Raw genomic sequence first — 16,533 nt, 5'->3', positions numbered from 1 at the left:
GGCGAGCGGCCCAAGTCGAGCGGGCACGGTACACCGTCAGCGAGCTAGAGCGGGCGGTCAGGATGCTAGAGGGCAGCGGCCCAGGTGGTGAACGGTGAACGGCGAAAATTACGAAACAAACGCGGCGGGGGTGCTCGACATGCCCCAGGGTCAGACCGTCGAGCGTGACCCCAGGGGCGCAAACGCCCAGCGGCACGGGATTCTGAGCGAGCACGTCAGCGAGGGCGAGCGCGAGGCATACGCCCAGCACGTCGAGCAGATACGGGCGAGCACCGGGGCCGCGAGTTACTTAGAGCAGCGCCTAGCAGACCGGGCGGCCCTCGCCCTGTGGCGACTTGACCGCGTGGCACGGTATGAGGCGGCCCAGATACGCGAGGCCCAGCGCTCGACACGGGCCGCTATTGCTGAGGGGGAGGGATACCGGGGCACCGGGAATGTCAAGCGGGCACGGGCGCGGCTCGCTGACGCGGCGGGCACCTCGCCCCATCTGCTCGCGGCGGTGCCTGGGCTGCCCGAACATAAGGCGGCCCAGCATGACCGGGCGGCGGCACACCTGAGCCGCTGGGCAGGTGGGGGCAGCGCTGAGGGGCTGGGCGAGCGTGACGCGGCGCACCTGGGCGCGGCCCTCGCGGGTGAGCTGCTCGACGCTGACCCCCCAGCGCGGGCGGGTGACATGGTGCGGGCCATGCTGGGCCGCGCCCCCAGGCGGGGCGAGGCGGCGAGCGTCGAGGGGCACAAATGGACGTATGAACCGGGCGAGCTGCCGGGGCTGCTCGCGTTTTACCGCGAGTTCTGGGGAGATGAGGCGGGCGAGATGCTGGGGGAGTCTGCCGAGTTTGAGCGCGGGGAGGCGGCAAAAATCAGGGCCGCCCAGCGCGAGGCCCTCAGCGCTGAGGCTGACGCGCTCGCCCTGGCAGCGCTGCCCGGTGAGGCTGAGGCCCAGAAAGTCACGCGGTATGAAGCGCACCTAGAGCGCGTGCTCTACCGTGCCTTACATGACCTAGAGGCGGCCCGCCGCGAGCGCGAGGGCAGAGACACACCGGGGCCGCTGCGGGGGGTGCTGGGCGAGCAGCACCCCAGCGAGTAGCCCAGCGCTGCCCCGTTTTCTGCTCAGTTCTGCTCACCGCTGCTCACACTGCCCCCGCCCATCGCGGGGGTTTTTGCTCGCTGGGCGCGGCTCGCGGTCATTTGCCTGACGGTAGGAAAATGACCGCCCAGCACCTCGCGGGCATGTGCTGGGCGCTGAGCAAATGGTCAGCAAAACGGCCCCCGCCTGACCATTTGGGCGGGGCCGCCGATATGCCCCCAGAATGTTTCACCGCTCGCGGCGGTTTTCGCGTTTGAAACAGCAAAACCGCCCAGCCGCTCGCGGGGTTTTCGCCGTGCTGGGCGCACTCGCGTTTTAAACGAAAGTGATAGGCGGGCACGCGGGGGCGGTGTGTTTTCTGGGGGCGGGCTGGTAATACACCGGACGGCGGGCGAGCCGTCGAGCGGCTCAATTTGGCTCAGGAGAATCCGCCTACATAACCCCAGCTCACACCCTCTCGCCCCTGTTTTCACGCGCTGGGCGGGCGGTTCTGGGCTGTTCGGTGTGACGCGCTCAGTGTGCGCCGGGGGGCAACATTTACCCGGTTTTTCCCAGTTTGGGCAGCGCTGGGGGGCGTTTTTGCTTACACGGCGCCCAGTTCTGCCCCGTTTTTGCTCGCACGCGGCGCGGTTTTGCCCGGTGCTGGGCGGCAAGTGGCGAAAACTTGCCCGGTATTTTTTCGCCTTTGCCTGAGCCTGGGCAGCGCTGGGGGGTAGACCTGGCACCCCTGGGGCGGGGCGGTCACGGTGCCGGGGCAGCGTGCCCCCTACCCTGACCCTATGGCAGCGGGCAGAAAGTACGAGCGGCGGGGCGACCCGTTCACCCTGAAAGTTCAGCGGGGCGAGGGGCCGCCGACCGTTCAGAACTGGGCACACCGGGGCACCGGGCGGCGGTGGTTTACACGGGTGCCGGTGCACCTCTGTCAGCGGCTCGACGCGGCGCAACTGGGCGAGGCGGTCAGAGGGTACGCCCAGCAACTCGCCCAGGCGGGCACGCCCGCAGAACTGCCCCGGCTCGCGGCGCTGCTCGCGTTTGACTGGCACCCCATAGAGCGCACCGTCAGCACGCGGCGGGCAGATACGGCCCCAGCGCTGGGGGCGGTGCGGGTCAGCGTCACCACCTCACACACCGGCCCCAGGGGTCAGGGGGTGCGGTTCTGGCTGACGTGCCCCAGGTGCTCGCGGCGGTGTGGCGTGCTCTACGCGAGCCGCTGGGGTGCCCAGGGTGAACACCTGCCCCAGCCGCTGACCGGGTGCCGCGAGTGCCTGGGGCTGACGGACGCGAGCAGGCAGCGGCACGGGTGCCCAGACTGGGCGGGGCATGTTCTCGCCCAGCGAGTAGACACACGAAAACCCTACCGGGCGAGGGCCTGGGGTGCGGCGCATGACCGGGCGCTCTATGTGTCCCGGGCGAGCGCGGCCCGTGCCCTGCCCGGTTACTTTCCTAAGCCGTCACGCCCTGAGCGCTGGGGGCTGGGGCCGTGCCCCTGGGGTAAAGCGGCGGGCGGGCGTCGAGCCTATGAACGGGGCAGCGCTGGGGGGCGTGACCTGGGCGAGCCTCAGCCCGTGCCCCTGCCCAGCGTCGAGCACCTGGGGGCGGTGTGAGCGGATTTTTAAGCGTTCTGTCAGCGGGGGCGTTTTTGAACCTGTGAAACACTTAAAGCATGTCGAGAGGTGACGGGCGAGTTATGCGCGGTGTGCTCGCGGCCCTGGGCGAGCGCGTCAGGCTGAACACGCGAGAGCTGACAGCCGAGATTTACGGGGCGAGCCTCTGGGGTTACTCAGATGAGGTCAGCACGCGGCGGGCACTCAGGCGGCTACACGCTCAGGGCCGCGTGTTCTGCCTGGGGTTTGACTCTTACGGCTCGCGGGTGTGGTGTCTGCCTGAGAACGCGGGGATACTTACGCCCCCCTGGAAAACCAAACGGGACGCGCTCGCCCCGCCTGAGTCGGTCATGCTGGGCGAGTTGCTGGCGTCGAGTTTTGCGGCGGGTATGGCGCGGGCCTGGAATACCCAGCGGCTAGAACTGGAATAACCCCCAGCGCTGCCCAGCGAGGGCGAGAGAGGCGAAAACACACGAAAGCTCACGCCCAGCGAGAGAGGCAAAACGCGCTCAGGCTGGGCGGTTTTCGTGTTTTTAAGTTTTCGCCTGAACACGTCGAGAGAGGGGCGCGAGAGAGGGGCGGCACCTCTCCCCCCAGAACATGAGAGAGAGGCGGGCGGCGGTGCCCAGGGCCAGAAAACCCCGTTTTCATTTGTCAAAAGTTGGCATGAGTTGGCAACTTTTGCACCCCCAGGCGGCGGGCGGCGGCGCTTTTGTTTCACTGTCACAAAGTTATTTACATAAGTGTCAAATACGTTTCACGTGGAACATTAACGCCCAGCGAGCGGCGCGGGTGCCGTGCTGGGCGTTTGTTTTCGTTCTGGGGGTCAATTCTGAAATAAGGGCGAGCGGGGCGGGGCGTTATCTCAGCGGGCGAGCATAAGGCGGCCTATGCCTGGGCAGCGCTGGGCGGGCGGCTGAGCATCTGGGCCTCAGCGAGTAGGGCGCGGGTCAAGTCTGGGGCGGTCACGTCAGGGTCAGCGGCGGCCCAGCTCGACACCCTGAGCACCGCGTCAGCCCCCAGGAACACACCCCGGTCAGACTCGCCCAGCGGGGCAGCGGCGGCCCGTATCTGCCACGTGTCGAGCTGGGCGAGCTGCTCAGCGGCCTCAGCGCCCAGTGTCTCGCGGGCATGGTCAGAGGCCCAGACCATGAGCACCCCCAGGGCCGCGAGCGGGCGCGGTTCTATGGCCTGAACCTCAGCGAGCACCACCCCCGCGAGGGTCAGCACCCCGTGAAAACTGCTCAGCGCGGGCGAGCTGCCGTAGGGCGCGAGCACCCCCGCCGCGTCACTCAGGGCAGAGGCGAGCCGCTGGGCGTTTATCTGGGCCTCTCCCTCTCGCACCTGGGGCACGTCAGCGGGCGGGCTGAGCAGGCCCAGGGCGTCGAGCGCGTCACGTAAGGCCCTGACCTGAGCGCTCAGGGCGCGGCGGTCAAGGTTCATGAGACACCGCCCGCGAGCTGCTCAGCCTGGGCCGCCTCATGCCGCGCGAGCTGAGCGGGGGTCAGGGTGCCGCGCCCCAGACATGCGGGGCAGCGGGGCGGCACCCCTGGGGCGGCGGTGTCAGTCACGCCCTCACCCTCGCACGCGGGGCAGGGCAACCGGGGCGAGAGGCCCAGCGCCCCGCACACCTGGGCGAGCAGCGCGGCGGGCACCCTGACCGGCTGGCGCCCCCAGAGGGTATGAACGTCAAGCACGCTGGGCTGACCGGGCACGCGGCCCCAGGCCCTCACCTGAACCTGACCGCGTACCACGTCGAGCGCCTCAGCTCGCCCCGCGAGGGTCAGCCGCACCCCTGCCCCGTGAGGCTGGGCGCTGAGCAGTTCTAGGGGCAGCATCAGAACCTGCCCCCCGCGAGCGGCTGACCGGTCACGGGGTGCCGGTGCTCAGCGGCGCGGCGCTCGCCCGCTGCCCTGAACTGGGCGAGGGTGTCAGCCGGGTACAACTCAGCCCCGGCCCCAGCCGCGAGAGCGCGGGCGGTCATGACCTGGGCAGCGCTGAGGGCGGCGGGGGTGCCGTCGAGCTGGGCGAGCACCTGGGCGGCCCCCGTGACTTCAGCGAGGGCGCGGCCCAGGTGCTCGCGGCTCACCCCCTGGGGCGGGGCGTCACTCAGCACCGCATACACTCCGCTCAGCGCGTCACACAGCGCGGCGGGCATGTTTGCGCCGTTCAGGGACGCGGGAAAGTCGAGCAGCGGGGCCGCCTCACGCTCAGCGGTGCCGGGGCACATGGCGAGCACGCCCAGCACCTCAGCGGCGCTCAGGCCCAGCGAGGCGGCCCCCTCATACACGGTGAGGCCCTGGGCGCTCAGGCCCTCGGTTTGAGTCACGCGGGCGAGTTGCTGGGCGAGCTGGGGCACGCTCAGCCCCAGGTGCTCAGCGAGGGCGGCGGGGGTACGGGCGGCGGTGTTCGGTTCAGTCATGGCGGGGCACCTCTGGGGTGTCGAGCAGGGCCGCGAGCTGCTGAGGGTCAAACCCCAGCGCGAGGGCGGCGGGGCGAGCGAGCGCGGCGGGCAGGGTGTAGAGCGCGGGCACGTCGAGCCGCGAGAGGCGGGCCGGTGCCGTCGGGGTCAGGTGATAAGGCGAGGTGGCGGGCAGCTCGACGCGCTCACCGTCAGCGAGGGTGAGGCGGGCACCGCTGGGGGTGCGGGTGACGCCCAGCACCTCGCGGGCGCTCAGGTGCCCAGAGGGGGGCCGCTCGCTGACGGCCCGCGTCAGGGCGCCCTCAGCCTGGGCGAGCGCGTCAAAGTACGCGGGCGACAGTTCAGGGGCAGCGAGGGCCGCCCGCACGTGCTCGCGGGCCTCGCTGGTGTGCCGGGCGCCGGGGCCGCCCAGCTCGCCCGCCAAAACGTCGAGCATCCGGGCGAGCACCTGGGCGGGGGCGAGGTTACACAGCACCGGGTCAGCGCCGGGGGTCATGCGGGCCGCCCCAGGCCCTCGACGGGTGAGCGGTCATAGGTGCCCAGGGCCTCGCACAGCTCGCGGAGCAAACGCACGGCGGGCACGTCGAGCACGGCGCGGCGGCCCTCATGCTCAAGGGTCAGACGGGCACCGCCCAGGCGGGCGAGCGTCAGCCCCTCGCGCTCGTCGCGTTCGTTTGGCAGCGCTGGGGGGCGGGCGAGTGACCACGCGGCCCCGCTGGGGAGGTGCGCGAGCGTCACGCGGTGCCGGGTGGTGTAGCAGGCGAGGGCGAGCGCGGGCCGCCCGTCAGCGGTCAGCGAGGCGGGCACCACCTGAACCGCCGCGAGACTGACCGCCCCAGGGATAAGGGCGCGGGGCGAGCGGCGGCCCGGTGTCCCGGCCCCGGTCACTGGGCACCCTCAGCGGCGGCGGCCTGGGCGGTAGGGGCCTGGGCCTCGCCCCAGTACCCCAGCGAGGCGCGGGCGTATTTGACGAACTGGGCGGGCACGTAGAGCGGCACGTCACCGCGAGAGATGGGGCGGCGGTCAGCCGTCGAGCCGTGTATGCCGGTGTAGTAGAGCACCGCGTCACCCTGGGGGCCGCTGGGGTACGTGAGCAGCACGTCACGCCCTGGGGGGAGGGTCACGCCCTCATCGGTAGACCCGTCAGGGTAGGTGAGCGTAAACGCCCAGCCGCGCTCAGGGCCGCCCCCCTGGGCAGCGGGCGCGGCGCGGTCATAGCGGTATGCGGCGGTGACGCGGGGCAGGGTCAGCGCGTTCACCTCGCGGCGGTCAGGGGCGGCCCGCTCGACGTTCAGGGGCGCGGGGTGCGCCCTCATCGCGCGGTAAATCGCGGCGGTCTGGTAGCGCGTCGAGTATTCCTCATCCGCCCAGCTCGCGCTCAGTTGCCCCGTGATGCCCTGCAAATCATCCAGGCTCAGCCCAGACGCGGCCCAGAAGTTGCCCCAGGCCCCCAGGTGCGGGGCGAGCATGTCAGAGAGGGCCTGAGTAGCGGCGGCCCTGAGCAGCTCAAGGGCGGTGCACGCGGGGCAGTAATTGAAGGTTCTGCCGGGCAGCATCGAGGCGGGCAGGGCAGCGGCGGCCCCGCACCCCTGGCACTCGCCCCAGGGCGCGGGGGCCTCGCGGTCAGTCACGGCGGCGGTGTAATGCGGTTTGGTCATGTCGAAAACCTCACAAGTTTTGAGAACTGGGGCAGCGCTGGGGCGGCCCCACGTCGAGCGGTTCAGGCGGTGAGGGCAGCGGGCACGGGCAGCCCGTCGAGCACCTGGGCGCACCGGCTCACGCGCTCGCGGTGTTCGTCGAGCTGAGCGGCGGTCAGGGTGGCAAGGTGCGCGAGCGCCCAGCGGTGCCCGGTTTTGACCGGTGCCCAGTTCAGGGCCTCGCCCTGGGCGGTGCGGGCGAGCAACTGGGCGGCCTGGGCGTCAGTCAGTTCTGAGCCGTGCCCCAGGCGGTAGGCGCTCACGCGCTCGCCTCGCTGGGGGGGCGGCTGGGGGCCTCGCTGACGGTCACGCCCAGGCGGGCGGGGTTGCCCTCGACGCCCAGGGCGAACACAAACGGGCCGCCGCTGACGGGCTGCCCCTGGGCGGTGATGACGTACCGGGCGCGGCGACCATAGAGGGCGCGGGCGGCGGGCAGCACCGCGAGCGCGGGCGAGGGGGCGCGGGTGGTGTAGGACTTCACACCGGGCGCGGTGACGGTGTAGGCGGTCAGCTCTGGCATACGGGCCTCACCGGGCAACGGGGCCGCTCAGGGCCGCGTCTACGCTCGCTCGCACGTCAGCCGGGGTGAGGGTGATAAACCCCAGCACCGCGAGGGCGAGGCCCAGAATCAGCGGGGCACGCGAGCCGCTGGGGGCGTGCTGGGGCTGGGGGGCGGGGGCGGTGTTGCTGCTCGCGGCGGTTTTCGTGCTCGCAGTTTTGCGAGCTGGGGCGGTTTTCGTGCTCGCGGTTTTGCGAGCTGGGGCGGCTTTGGTTTTGGTGCCGGTTTTTTTCGTGGTCATGGCGTCCCCCTCTGGGGCGAGGGGGGGGGCGCGTTCTGCCCCCCCCCTGAGCGGGTCAGGCGGTCATGCCCAGCGAGCCGTAGGCGTAGGCGTACACCGTTTTGACCTCAGCGGCGGTCAGAGCCGCGAGCGAGGGCACCGGGCGGCCCAGCGCGTCAGCGGCGGCGGTGTAGTGCTCGCGGTAGCCCAGCCGGGACAGCTCGACGTGTAGAGCGCGGCCCGTTGCCTTACCTACCGGGGCACCGCTGGGGGTGCTCACCGGCTGGGGCGCGAGCGGCTGAGCAGCGGGGCGGCCCAGGTACGCGGCGGCCTGGGCGAGCACCTGGGCCGCCTCAGCGTGAGTCAGGGGCGCGAGGGGCGAGGGGGCGTAGGTGCCGCTCTGGGCGGTGGTACGGGTGACGCCCTGGGCGGTCACGTCCCACACCTGAGAGGTGTAACCGGCGGTGACGGCGTAGCGCCCAGGGGCGAGCGCGGGGGCGGGGGTGTTTCGGGCGGTATCTTTCACGGTGCTTACCTCTGGCAAAGGGGGGGCGAGTGTGGGGGCCGTTTTCTTGTTTGGCGACAGAGGCGGCCTCTACTCATTTTTTTTGGCTCAGGGACGCGGGGCGGGCGGGTTTTCCAGGGTGTGACCTCGCGGGGGAGTCAGGCGGCGGGCGTATCGGTTCTGTTCGAGGCTCGCTCAACTGCTGAAACAATATTGACATATCCCGTAAATACTGTCAACCTCTAAGGTATATGTATACGCGAGATGATAAGGTTCTAGCCATGAATGACGCGGTAAGGGCGGTCATTAACGCCCGCCTACACGAAAAAAAGATGAGCCGCGCCGACCTCGCACGCGCTACCGGGGTTAGCCCTACTTCCATTACTCGCGCCCTGAACGGGTCAGAGGGCGGCGGCACCGTGCCCCCACTCTGGGCCGCCATGCTTGACGCCCTGGGCCTGACGCTTACAGCGGTGCCCGTCGAGCACACCGGCACCGCCCAGCCGGTCACGGTCCCCAGCTCACCCCAGGAACTCGACGCGCTCACCGCTCGCATAACGGCGGCGGTACGCGAGGCCCTGGGCGCGGCGGGCAGCTCGACCCCCAGCCCAGCGGCACCGGCTGAGCCTGGGGCAGATGAACCGGGCAGCGCTGGGGGGGCAGGATGAAAAACCCCCGCGTGTTTTGGCTAGGCGTAGCGCTCGCGGCCCTCGCCCTGTTTCTCGCGCTCGACGGCTCAGAGCGGCCCGCCTGGGCGGTGGCCTTTACTGCGGCGGTGTTCATCTGGCAGGGGTACGGGCAGCGCTAGCCCTCGCCCCAGCTACACGCCCAGCCCCTCGCCCTCAGCGGCGGGGGGTTTTTGCCTGGGCACTTAGAACCGTCTTAAGTGTCCAGAATGTCAGGTTTTGTCAGGTTTTAGAGCGCGGGCCGGTACGGGTTTTTACCGTCTAGGTAGGGGTTAAAGGGTATCCATAGTATGTATCCCCCCCCGGTCTATTGGCGGGGGATTTTTCGCCCGGCACCTGGGCGCGTGGCACTTTGTAGCGTGCTCAGTGGATGAGGTTTTCTGAGGTTCCCAGGACGCGGCCTATCCCGTTTTTTACCGTCTGGGCGCGGCTCGCTGAGCGCTGCCCCCTGTAGGCGCTACCCTCTCCGAAAATAGGAAAATTAACCGGGCGGTCAGGTGTAGGGCGTGCCCCCAGGTGCTCGACGAAAACCCCGAAGAATCCCGAAATTATGCACGGTTCTGCTGGGCGGTTTTCGCCGTGCTGGGCGGTGTTTTTATTTTTTCGTTGTCAGGGCCTCGCGGCGGGGGTTTTACGCCCTGAACTTTATGACGGTGAAACAACCCTCGGCGGCTCGCGGGGTAGGGGGCGAGCGTTAGACCTGGCGCCCTGGGCGGGGCACGGGTAGGGGCACGAAAACCGCTGAAAAAATCGGAAAGTTTGAAGGGGTGCCGCTGGGGGTTTTACTGTCTGGGCGCGGTGTTTCAAACTTTCACCCCCAGGGCCTCGCGGCGGTGTTCGTCGAGCACCTGGGCGGGGTGCTTTCCTCTCTTTTTTAGCTGTCCAAGTTGTCACGTTTGCCCCAGGTTTTCACCGTCTGGGCGCGGCGTTTTCGTTTTCCCCAGAACCGGCGAAAACCCCAGCGACGGGGGCTAAGTGTTCTGTCACAGAAAAAAGAGAGCGGCGGCCCGTTTGAACGTTCAAAACATCGTCATTTTTCGTCATTTGACCGGCTCGCCCAGCACGTCAGCGGGTGACGCGGGGGCAGGGCTGGGGCGCCCCCGGTGCCCAGGCTGGGGCAGCGCTGGGGGTAGGAGTAGCCCAGAGGTTTTAGGGGGTAGGCGCCCAGAGTAGCCCAGCACATAACCTCTACTGTTTTTCCCGTGCTGGGCGGTGTTCGGAGTAGCCCAGAGGTTTTAGGGGTTTTGGAGAGCCCTAGAGTGTATACGTACTTTACTCTTACCCCGTAGCAGCGCTAGAGGCCCTCTGGCACATCAAATATAGATAGATAGATAGTCTAAAAAATGCTTATAGGGATTTACCCCCCTAAAACCCCCTAGAACCCTACCCCTACTCCCCCAGGAACCGGGCGCCCCCCAGCGCTGCCCGGTTCTGTTACGGCTCAGGGGGCGGGGGTACGCTGAGGGCATGGCAGACGGGGCAGAGGGGCGGCGGGTCAAGCGCGGGCAGGGCGAGGGCAGCTATACGAAAACCCCAGCGGGGCGGGTGCGCTGGCGGGTCATGACCACCACCCCAGCGGGCGAGCGGCGGCACGTGACCGGCACGGCCCGCAACATGACGGCGGCACGCGAGGCGGTGCGCGAGGCGCTGAGGGCCGCTGAGCGTGACACCCTGCCCCCCCGCGAGCGCGTGACCGTCGAGCAGCTTGTAAGCGCGTACATCGAGCACCGCGCCCCCAGCCTCAAGGGGCGCACCGTCGAGAATTACCGCGCCTTACTGCGGCGCAACATCTCCCCCAGCCTGGGGCAGCTCAAGGCCCAGGGCGTGACCCCCCAGCGGCTCAGGGCGTTTTATGACGCCCAGCGCGAGGCGGGGCAGGGTGACAGTGTGCGGCGGCAAACTCACAACCTGCTGAACGCGGCCTATTTGCTGGGCCTGACTGACGGGGTGGTGACGGTGAACCCCGCCGCCCGTGCTCGCCCCGTGTATGTCGAGCGCGGGGCCGCGCGGGTCAAGGCGTTCACCCCAGATGAGGCGGCCCGGTTTTACGCGGCGGCCCGCGCTGACCGCTGGGGCTGGCCTCTGGCCTTCATGCTGGCGACCGGTCTACGCCCAGGCGAGGCCCTGGGGCTGACCTGGGCAGACGTGACCATGCGGGGCAGCGCTGAGGGGGGCACGCTCGCGGCGGTGGTACACATCGAGCGCACGCGGTCAGTCAGCGGCGGGCGAGTCTATGAGGACACCCCGAAAACCGAACGGGGCCGCCGCTCGCTGACCGTGACCGGTGACGCGGCCCGGTTGCTGCTCGACGCCCGCGCCCAGGCTGAGCGCGAGGCGGGGGCGCGGCTAAGGCATAACGGGCGCGAGTACCAGAGCACCGGGTATGTGTTCGTGACGCGGGCGGGCACCCCGTACCGGCCTGACAATTTGCGGCGGCCTATGGCGCGGCTCTGTCAGGCGGTGGGCGTGCCGGTGCTGACTCCTCACAAACTGCGGCACACCTGGGCGAGCGTTCAGGCGGCGGCGGGGGTGCCCGTCGAGGTGCTCTCGGCTGAGCTGGGGCACGCGGCCCCCAGTTTCACGCGGGACACGTACCGGCACGTGTACGAAAGTGAGCGGGCCTCGCTGACCTATGACCCGCTGACCCCAGCGGCGGCCCCGGCCCCTGAGCCTGAACCCCAGGGGCGTAAGCGGGTAACGGTGCGGGCACGGCTCGCCCAGGCTGAGGCGGGCAGCGCTGAGGGTGAGGCGGGCGAGCTGCCCCCCAGCGCTGCCCCAGGGTCAAAGCGGGCGAGGGCCTGACGTTTGACAGACGTTTGACACCTGCCCCTCAGCGTCACAAACGGTAGGCCCTGGGCCAAAAGTAAAACCCCGTCGAGTGCGGGGTTTTTGTTGGTGCACCCTGTAGGACTCGAACCTACGACCGACCGCTTAGAAGGCGGTTGCTCTATCCAGCTGAGCTAAGGGTGCGCGGCGCACAAAGCGCGGAAGACACTTTAGCATCCGGGCAGGCGGGGGCAAGGGCGCACCCGGCGCGGCCTGTCCTATGCTGACGCCCATGACTTCTGCTGCCCCGGTGCAAGGCCGCCTCGATCCGCTGTCGCTGGGGGCCATTGTGGTGACGCTGGTGTTCTGGGCGTCGGCCTTTACCGGGATCCGGATCGGCCTCGAACATTTCTCGCCGGGGCACCTCGCGCTCTACCGGTTTCTGGTGGCGAGCGTGACCCTGCTGCTGGTGATGGCCGTGACCCGGCTGCCGGTGCCCGCGCCACGTGACCTGTGGCAGATCGGGGTTTTGAGTGTGGCGGGGATTTCGCTGTATCACGTGCTGCTCAACATGGGCGAGCGCAGTGTGCCCGCCGGAACCGCCAGCCTCATCATCGCCGCCGGACCGGTCATTACGGCGCTGCTCGCCGCGCGGTTTCTCGGCGAAAGCCTCAATCCCCTCGGCTGGCTCGGCACGGCGGTCAGCCTCGGTGGGGTCGCGCTGATCGTGCTCGGGCAGGGGCAGGGCCTCGGCTTCAGTGCGGGGGCGCTGCTGGTGCTGGGCGCCGCCTTTTTCACCAGCCTGTATTTCGTCTTTCAAAAGGGCGTGCTGGCGCGGGTGGGGTCGCTGCGCTTCACGGTCTGGAGCCTCATTCTGGGCACGGTGCCGCTGCTGGTCTTTTTGCCTGGCTTCGGCACCGAGCTGCGGGCCGCGCCCCTGCCCGCGCACCTGGCGGTGCTGTACCTGGGCGTCTTTCCGAGTGCGCTGGCGTACCTCACCTGGACCTTCGCCATCTCACGGGTGGGGGCGGGGGTCACGTCGTCTTTTCTGTACGTGTCGCCAGTGTTCGCGCTGCTGATGGCCTGGGCGCTGCTGGGCGAGGTGCCCGGCGCGGTGACCCTGCTTGGCGGCGTCATCGCCCTGGCGGGGGTGTTGCTGGTCAATACGCGGGGGCGGCCCCAGTGAGTGGCCCAGGGCATCCGGGCAACACTGACCCTATCCGGCTGGAACACGTCTCGGTGCAGCTCGGCGGCGTGCCGGTGCTGCGCGACGTGACCCTGAACGTGGAACGCGGCGAATTTCTGGCGATTATCGGCGCGAGCGGAGGCGGCAAAAGCACGCTGCTGCGCGTCATCGCCGGGTTGCAGCTTCCCCACGCAGGGCGGGTAGAGGTGGCCTCGCCCCCGGCGCTGGTCTTTCAGGATTACCGACTGCTGCCGTGGCGCAGCGCCCTGCGGAACGTGCAACTGCCCGCCGACCTCGGCGCGGCTGCGGGCGGGAACGGCGGCCTGGACGCCAAAGAAGCCCTGCGGCTGGTGGGGCTGGAAGCTACGCCGACTATTTTCCGGCGCATTTCGGGCGGAATGCGGGCGCGGGTGGCGCTGGCGCGGGCGCTGGCCCAGAGCGGGGACATTCTGCTGCTCGACGAGCCGTTCGCCGCGCTCGACGCCCTGGTGCGCGAACGCTTCAACGAGGAATTGCGGCACCTGCACGAAAAAACGGGCCGCACCACAGTGCTGGTCACCCATTCGATTCGCGAGGCCGCGCTGCTCGCCGACCGGGTGGCGGTGCTGCGCGGCGGGCAACTCGTCGAGGTGCTCGACACGCGCGGGGCAGGCCGGGTCAGCGCCTACACCGACGGTATAGAGGCCCGGCTGCGCGACCTGCTCGGGGCCGGCGACTCCACCCGCTTGCAGGTCGCGCCCCGGCGGCGTCCGAGCGCCTCGGCGCTGTTGCCGCTGCTGGCGCTGCTGCTCGCTGGAATCGCGTGGCAGGTGGCGGCGGTACGGCTCGCGCAGCCCTTTTTGCTGCCTGCGCCCGCCGCCGTGTGGGCCAAGCTGACCGGCAACGCCCCCACGTTGTTCGCCTCGTTGTGGGTCACGGCCCGCACCGCGCTGCTCGGCACCCTGCTCGGTGGGCTGGGGGGGCTGCTGCTCGGGTATCCCATCGCCAAGTCGCGCGCGCTGGAGCGCTTCCTGAGCCCTTTCATCGTCGCGTCGCAGAGCACGCCCATCGTGGTGCTCGCGCCGTTGCTGGTGTCGTGGCTGGGGTTCGGGAGCTTGCCCGCCGTGCTGGTGTCGGCCCTCTCGGCGCTGTATCCGGTGCTAGTGTCCACCCTCATCGGCGTGCGCGAGGTGGACCACGCCTATCACGAGCTGTTTCATTCGCTGCGGGCGACCCCCTGGCAGCGGCTGACCCGGCTGGAACTGCCCGGCGCGCTGCCGGTCATGCTCGGCGGGCTGCGGCTGGCGGCGAGTCTGGCGCTCATCGGCGCGGTGGTCTGGGAATTTACCGACCCCAATCAAAAGGGCCTGGGCTTTAGGGTGCAGGAGGCGGGCATCTATCAGGACAAGGCCGGGCAGTTTGCCGCGATTGCCCTCCTGATCGTCTTCGGGGTGCTGCTTTACGGCGCGGTCACGGCGCTTGAACGCTGGGCGGCGCGGCGGCGCGGACAGTAAGCGCTGTATCTATTCCGGGTGGACCACGCCGAAACTGCCCACGACCCGGCCCTGGTGCCAGCGCGGGCTGGCGGTGACCTGCACCCGGCGCACCTGCCCCTGGGCGTCGTAGACCCGCAGGTGGTAGACCTGTTGGGGCTGCGCCCAAACCTGCACCCACTGTTCCTGCAAGGCGGCCTGGTCCTCGGGCGTGACCAGCAGCTGCGCTCTTTGCCCCAGCAGCGCTTCGGGGGCGTACCCCATCACCTCCCCGGCGCGGCGGTTGGCGTAGGTGATGGTGCCCTCGGGACCGAACATCAGCAGGCCCTCGGTGCTGGCGTCGAGCAACTGCTGGGCGAATCCCAGTTCCTGCTCGTACATCGCCCGTAGCCGCTGGTCGTAGCGCACCAGGTTACGCAGCCGGTGAAAAAGCCACAGCAGCACGACGTGCAGCAGCAAAAACAGCAGGATGAACAGCGGCGCGTCCGGCGCCGACGGCTCCAGGTGCCACACCATCCGGCGCAGAATACGAATGCCCGCCAGAACGTCGATGCCCGCCAGGAGCCCGAAGGCCACATAAGCCCAGCGCAGTTCGATGCTCCCCGACTTCACCGGGCCATCTTGCCACAGCCCGTCTCACAGCGATCTGTCAGGAACGGCGTTTTATCTGCGGAGACTCTCACTCATGAGCCCGTTCTTCAGTTGCGTATGGTGTGAACGATGACCAGCAAGGCGACTGTTTCCGAGCCGCGCAGCGGCCCCCTGCTCTACAGCGGCCCCGCCGGCAAAGTCTGGGCTGACGGCCTGGAACTCTACGGCCTCACGGCGCGCGGCGTCACCGTGCAGGGCGTGATGCCCGGCGGCCCCAGCACCCAGCCCACGCCCGCCGAGCTGGCTGCGGTGCAGGACGCGGCCAAAAACGCTTACAGTCCACTGCGGCCCTGGATGGCGGTGGCGGCCCTCTTTCTGCTGCTAATCGTCCTGAATCTCCTGCGGGCGCCCCTGTGGCTCACGCTGTTGCCGGGGCTGGCGGCCACAGTGGTTCTCGTCGCCCTGCCGGTTTCGCGGCAGTACCGGGCCTTTGCAGGACTGTTCGAGCGGCGGGGCGAACTCACCATCGTGCTGAGCGACGTGCCCACGCAAGCGGTGTCGAATCTGGTAGACATCGGCCCGGACACGCCCGCGCAGACGCTGGACGCCGCGCGGCAGCCCGTCGCCGTGGTGGTGCGCGGCCTGCCGGGGCCCGAGCGGGTCAAGCTGGGAGCGGCCATCATGCGGCGGGCGTCGCTGGGACAGGCGCTGGGTGCGCGGAAGGGACGAAAGCCGTAAGTCCAGACAGAGCGTAAACTTAAAAAATATGCGCGACACCATGCCCAGTTTTGACGAATTCAACGCTCTCACGCTGAAATTCATGGGCGACGGGCAGGCGCGGCAGGTCAACCAGATTAAAGACGCGGTGACTGCGCTCGCGCAGCTTTCGCCTCAGGCCCTGGCCGAAACCATCCCCAGCGGCGAATCCAAAGTGCGCCACCGGATCGCCTGGGCGTGCAGCAACCTCTACCGGGCCGGCTTTCTGGTCAAGCCCCAGCGCGGCATCTATCAGATTTCGGACACAGGGCGGCAGATTTTGCCGACGGTGGGCGACACCCTGACCGAAAGAGAGTTCGAAACCCAGCCCCGCTGGCAGCAATACCTGGCCGAGCGCAACCAGCGTCAGGGGGACCGGGCCGGGGCCGTGGTCCAGGCGACTTCAGTGCCCGCGCTGGTCGAGGAACAGGACCTCGAAAGTGTCGCCATCGGCGCGGTGGACAAGCTCAACGATGATCTGGCGATTGAACTGTTGCGGCGATTGCGCGAAGGCTCTCCGGCCTTCTTCGAACGCGCCGTGATTCGGGTCCTGCGCGCGATGGGCTACGGCGGCAACGACGAACGCGAACTCAGGACCCTGCTGATCGAAAGCCACACCGGAAGGTCAGGAGACGGCGGGATTGACGGCATCATCAAACTCGATCCGCTGGGCGTCCAGAACATCTACATTCAGGCCAAACGGTACGGAGCAGGAAACCCGGTGGGCCGCCCTGAAGTGCAGGGATTCGTGGGCGCGTTGTATGGCAAACGGGCCACGCGCGGCGTCTTTATGACGACCTCCCGCTACACGCCCGATGCCAGGGCCTATGCCGAGGGTGAAGCGCAGGACCGGCTGGTGCTCGTTGATGGGGTGCAGCTCACCACCCTGATGCTCAATTACGGCGTGGGGGTGCAGCCCAAACAAACGCTGACCCTGCTGGAAATTGACGAAGATTTCTTTGAATAAGCTCGCCTGACAGGG

21 protein-coding genes and 1 tRNA gene are annotated in these 16,533 nt (G+C 68.8%); 10 read left to right on the top strand and 12 right to left on the bottom strand.

Going from position 1 to position 16,533, the window contains the following annotated elements; translation table 11 throughout:
- The first annotated feature begins 94 nt into the window (after window positions 1-94).
- The 3 genes from DR_RS02725 to DR_RS02715 all read left to right on the top strand — a co-directional run bounded on the left by DR_RS02725 (window position 95) and on the right by DR_RS02715 (window position 3,122).
- Window positions 95-1,087, top strand: a complete 993-nt coding sequence (locus tag DR_RS02725; protein WP_010887173.1) for a hypothetical protein — start codon at window positions 95-97, stop codon at window positions 1,085-1,087.
- A gap of 779 nt (window positions 1,088-1,866) precedes the next feature.
- Window positions 1,867-2,691 (top strand): hypothetical protein, encoded by an 825-nt coding sequence (locus DR_RS02720; protein WP_027479538.1) that lies wholly within the window; start codon window positions 1,867-1,869, stop codon window positions 2,689-2,691.
- Window positions 2,692-2,750: 59 nt separating this feature from the next.
- Complete coding sequence (locus tag DR_RS02715) at window positions 2,751-3,122, top strand: hypothetical protein (protein WP_162177568.1); 372 nt, start codon at window positions 2,751-2,753, stop codon at window positions 3,120-3,122.
- A gap of 457 nt (window positions 3,123-3,579) precedes the next feature.
- Here DR_RS02715 and DR_RS02710 read toward each other — a convergent pair whose 3' ends face one another.
- The 10 genes from DR_RS02710 to DR_RS02665 all read right to left on the bottom strand — a co-directional run bounded on the left by DR_RS02710 (window position 3,580) and on the right by DR_RS02665 (window position 8,115).
- Window positions 3,580-4,134: a hypothetical protein gene (locus tag DR_RS02710; protein WP_010887170.1), complete on the bottom strand. Its 555-nt coding sequence runs from the start codon at window positions 4,132-4,134 to the stop codon at window positions 3,580-3,582.
- Entirely contained in the window at window positions 4,131-4,529 is a 399-nt protein-coding gene (locus tag DR_RS02705) for a hypothetical protein (RefSeq protein ID WP_010887169.1), read from the bottom strand. The genes DR_RS02710 and DR_RS02705 overlap by 4 nt, the downstream gene beginning before the upstream one ends.
- Window positions 4,529-5,113: a hypothetical protein gene (locus DR_RS02700; protein ID WP_010887168.1), complete on the bottom strand. Its 585-nt coding sequence runs from the start codon at window positions 5,111-5,113 to the stop codon at window positions 4,529-4,531. The genes DR_RS02705 and DR_RS02700 overlap by 1 nt, the downstream gene beginning before the upstream one ends.
- Window positions 5,106-5,609: a hypothetical protein gene (locus tag DR_RS02695; RefSeq protein ID WP_010887167.1), complete on the bottom strand. Its 504-nt coding sequence runs from the start codon at window positions 5,607-5,609 to the stop codon at window positions 5,106-5,108. The genes DR_RS02700 and DR_RS02695 overlap by 8 nt, the downstream gene beginning before the upstream one ends.
- The gene (locus tag DR_RS02690; RefSeq protein ID WP_010887166.1) at window positions 5,606-6,001 is read right to left on the bottom strand and encodes a hypothetical protein; all 396 of its coding nucleotides are present in this window, start codon (window positions 5,999-6,001) and stop codon (window positions 5,606-5,608) included. The genes DR_RS02695 and DR_RS02690 overlap by 4 nt, the downstream gene beginning before the upstream one ends.
- On the bottom strand, window positions 5,998-6,771 hold the full coding sequence (locus tag DR_RS02685) for a hypothetical protein (RefSeq protein ID WP_010887165.1): 774 nt from the start codon (window positions 6,769-6,771) through the stop codon (window positions 5,998-6,000). The genes DR_RS02690 and DR_RS02685 overlap by 4 nt, the downstream gene beginning before the upstream one ends.
- 62 nt (window positions 6,772-6,833) lie before the next feature.
- Window positions 6,834-7,073 (bottom strand): hypothetical protein, encoded by a 240-nt coding sequence (locus DR_RS02680; RefSeq protein WP_010887164.1) that lies wholly within the window; start codon window positions 7,071-7,073, stop codon window positions 6,834-6,836.
- Window positions 7,070-7,330, bottom strand: a complete 261-nt coding sequence (locus tag DR_RS02675) for a hypothetical protein (protein ID WP_010887163.1) — start codon at window positions 7,328-7,330, stop codon at window positions 7,070-7,072. The genes DR_RS02680 and DR_RS02675 overlap by 4 nt, the downstream gene beginning before the upstream one ends.
- 7 nt (window positions 7,331-7,337) lie before the next feature.
- Window positions 7,338-7,610, bottom strand: a complete 273-nt coding sequence (locus DR_RS16450) for a hypothetical protein (RefSeq protein WP_010887162.1) — start codon at window positions 7,608-7,610, stop codon at window positions 7,338-7,340.
- Between the two features lie 55 nt (window positions 7,611-7,665).
- On the bottom strand, window positions 7,666-8,115 hold the full coding sequence (locus DR_RS02665) for a hypothetical protein (RefSeq protein ID WP_010887161.1): 450 nt from the start codon (window positions 8,113-8,115) through the stop codon (window positions 7,666-7,668).
- Window positions 8,116-8,345: 230 nt separating this feature from the next.
- Here DR_RS02665 and DR_RS02660 point away from each other — a divergent pair, with 230 nt between their 5' ends.
- From DR_RS02660 to DR_RS02650, 3 genes are all read left to right on the top strand, one after another.
- Window positions 8,346-8,762: a helix-turn-helix domain-containing protein gene (locus tag DR_RS02660; protein ID WP_010887160.1), complete on the top strand. Its 417-nt coding sequence runs from the start codon at window positions 8,346-8,348 to the stop codon at window positions 8,760-8,762.
- Window positions 8,759-8,902, top strand: a complete 144-nt coding sequence (locus DR_RS02655) for a hypothetical protein (protein ID WP_155896388.1) — start codon at window positions 8,759-8,761, stop codon at window positions 8,900-8,902. The genes DR_RS02660 and DR_RS02655 overlap by 4 nt, the downstream gene beginning before the upstream one ends.
- 1,345 nt (window positions 8,903-10,247) lie before the next feature.
- Complete coding sequence (locus DR_RS02650; RefSeq protein WP_010887158.1) at window positions 10,248-11,582, top strand: tyrosine-type recombinase/integrase; 1,335 nt, start codon at window positions 10,248-10,250, stop codon at window positions 11,580-11,582.
- A gap of 91 nt (window positions 11,583-11,673) precedes the next feature.
- Here DR_RS02650 and DR_RS02645 read toward each other — a convergent pair.
- Window positions 11,674-11,750: transfer RNA gene (locus tag DR_RS02645), tRNA-Arg, on the bottom strand.
- Window positions 11,751-11,838: 88 nt separating this feature from the next.
- Between DR_RS02645 and DR_RS02640 the strand changes: the two genes are divergently transcribed.
- Window positions 11,839-12,732, top strand: a complete 894-nt coding sequence (locus DR_RS02640; protein ID WP_227085989.1) for a DMT family transporter — start codon at window positions 11,839-11,841, stop codon at window positions 12,730-12,732.
- On the top strand, window positions 12,729-14,225 hold the full coding sequence (locus DR_RS02635; protein WP_010887156.1) for an ABC transporter permease subunit: 1,497 nt from the start codon (window positions 12,729-12,731) through the stop codon (window positions 14,223-14,225). Before DR_RS02640 ends, DR_RS02635 begins: the two co-directional genes overlap by 4 nt.
- A gap of 9 nt (window positions 14,226-14,234) precedes the next feature.
- Here DR_RS02635 and DR_RS02630 read toward each other — a convergent pair whose 3' ends face one another.
- Window positions 14,235-14,816 (bottom strand): PAS domain-containing protein, encoded by a 582-nt coding sequence (locus DR_RS02630; RefSeq protein WP_010887155.1) that lies wholly within the window; start codon window positions 14,814-14,816, stop codon window positions 14,235-14,237.
- A gap of 108 nt (window positions 14,817-14,924) precedes the next feature.
- Between DR_RS02630 and DR_RS02625 the strand changes: the two genes are divergently transcribed.
- Both DR_RS02625 and DR_RS02620 read left to right on the top strand, forming a co-directional pair.
- Window positions 14,925-15,533 (top strand): hypothetical protein, encoded by a 609-nt coding sequence (locus DR_RS02625; protein ID WP_010887154.1) that lies wholly within the window; start codon window positions 14,925-14,927, stop codon window positions 15,531-15,533.
- 28 nt (window positions 15,534-15,561) lie between these two features.
- Window positions 15,562-16,518: a restriction endonuclease gene (locus DR_RS02620; protein ID WP_051618769.1), complete on the top strand. Its 957-nt coding sequence runs from the start codon at window positions 15,562-15,564 to the stop codon at window positions 16,516-16,518.
- Window positions 16,519-16,533 lie beyond the last annotated feature (15 nt).

This window comes from Deinococcus radiodurans R1 = ATCC 13939 = DSM 20539, from assembly GCF_000008565.1.
Classification (GTDB): Bacteria; Deinococcota; Deinococci; order Deinococcales; family Deinococcaceae; genus Deinococcus; species Deinococcus radiodurans.
Note: the sequence above shows the minus strand (reverse complement) of the source record. Positions and strands in the feature narration are given on the sequence as shown.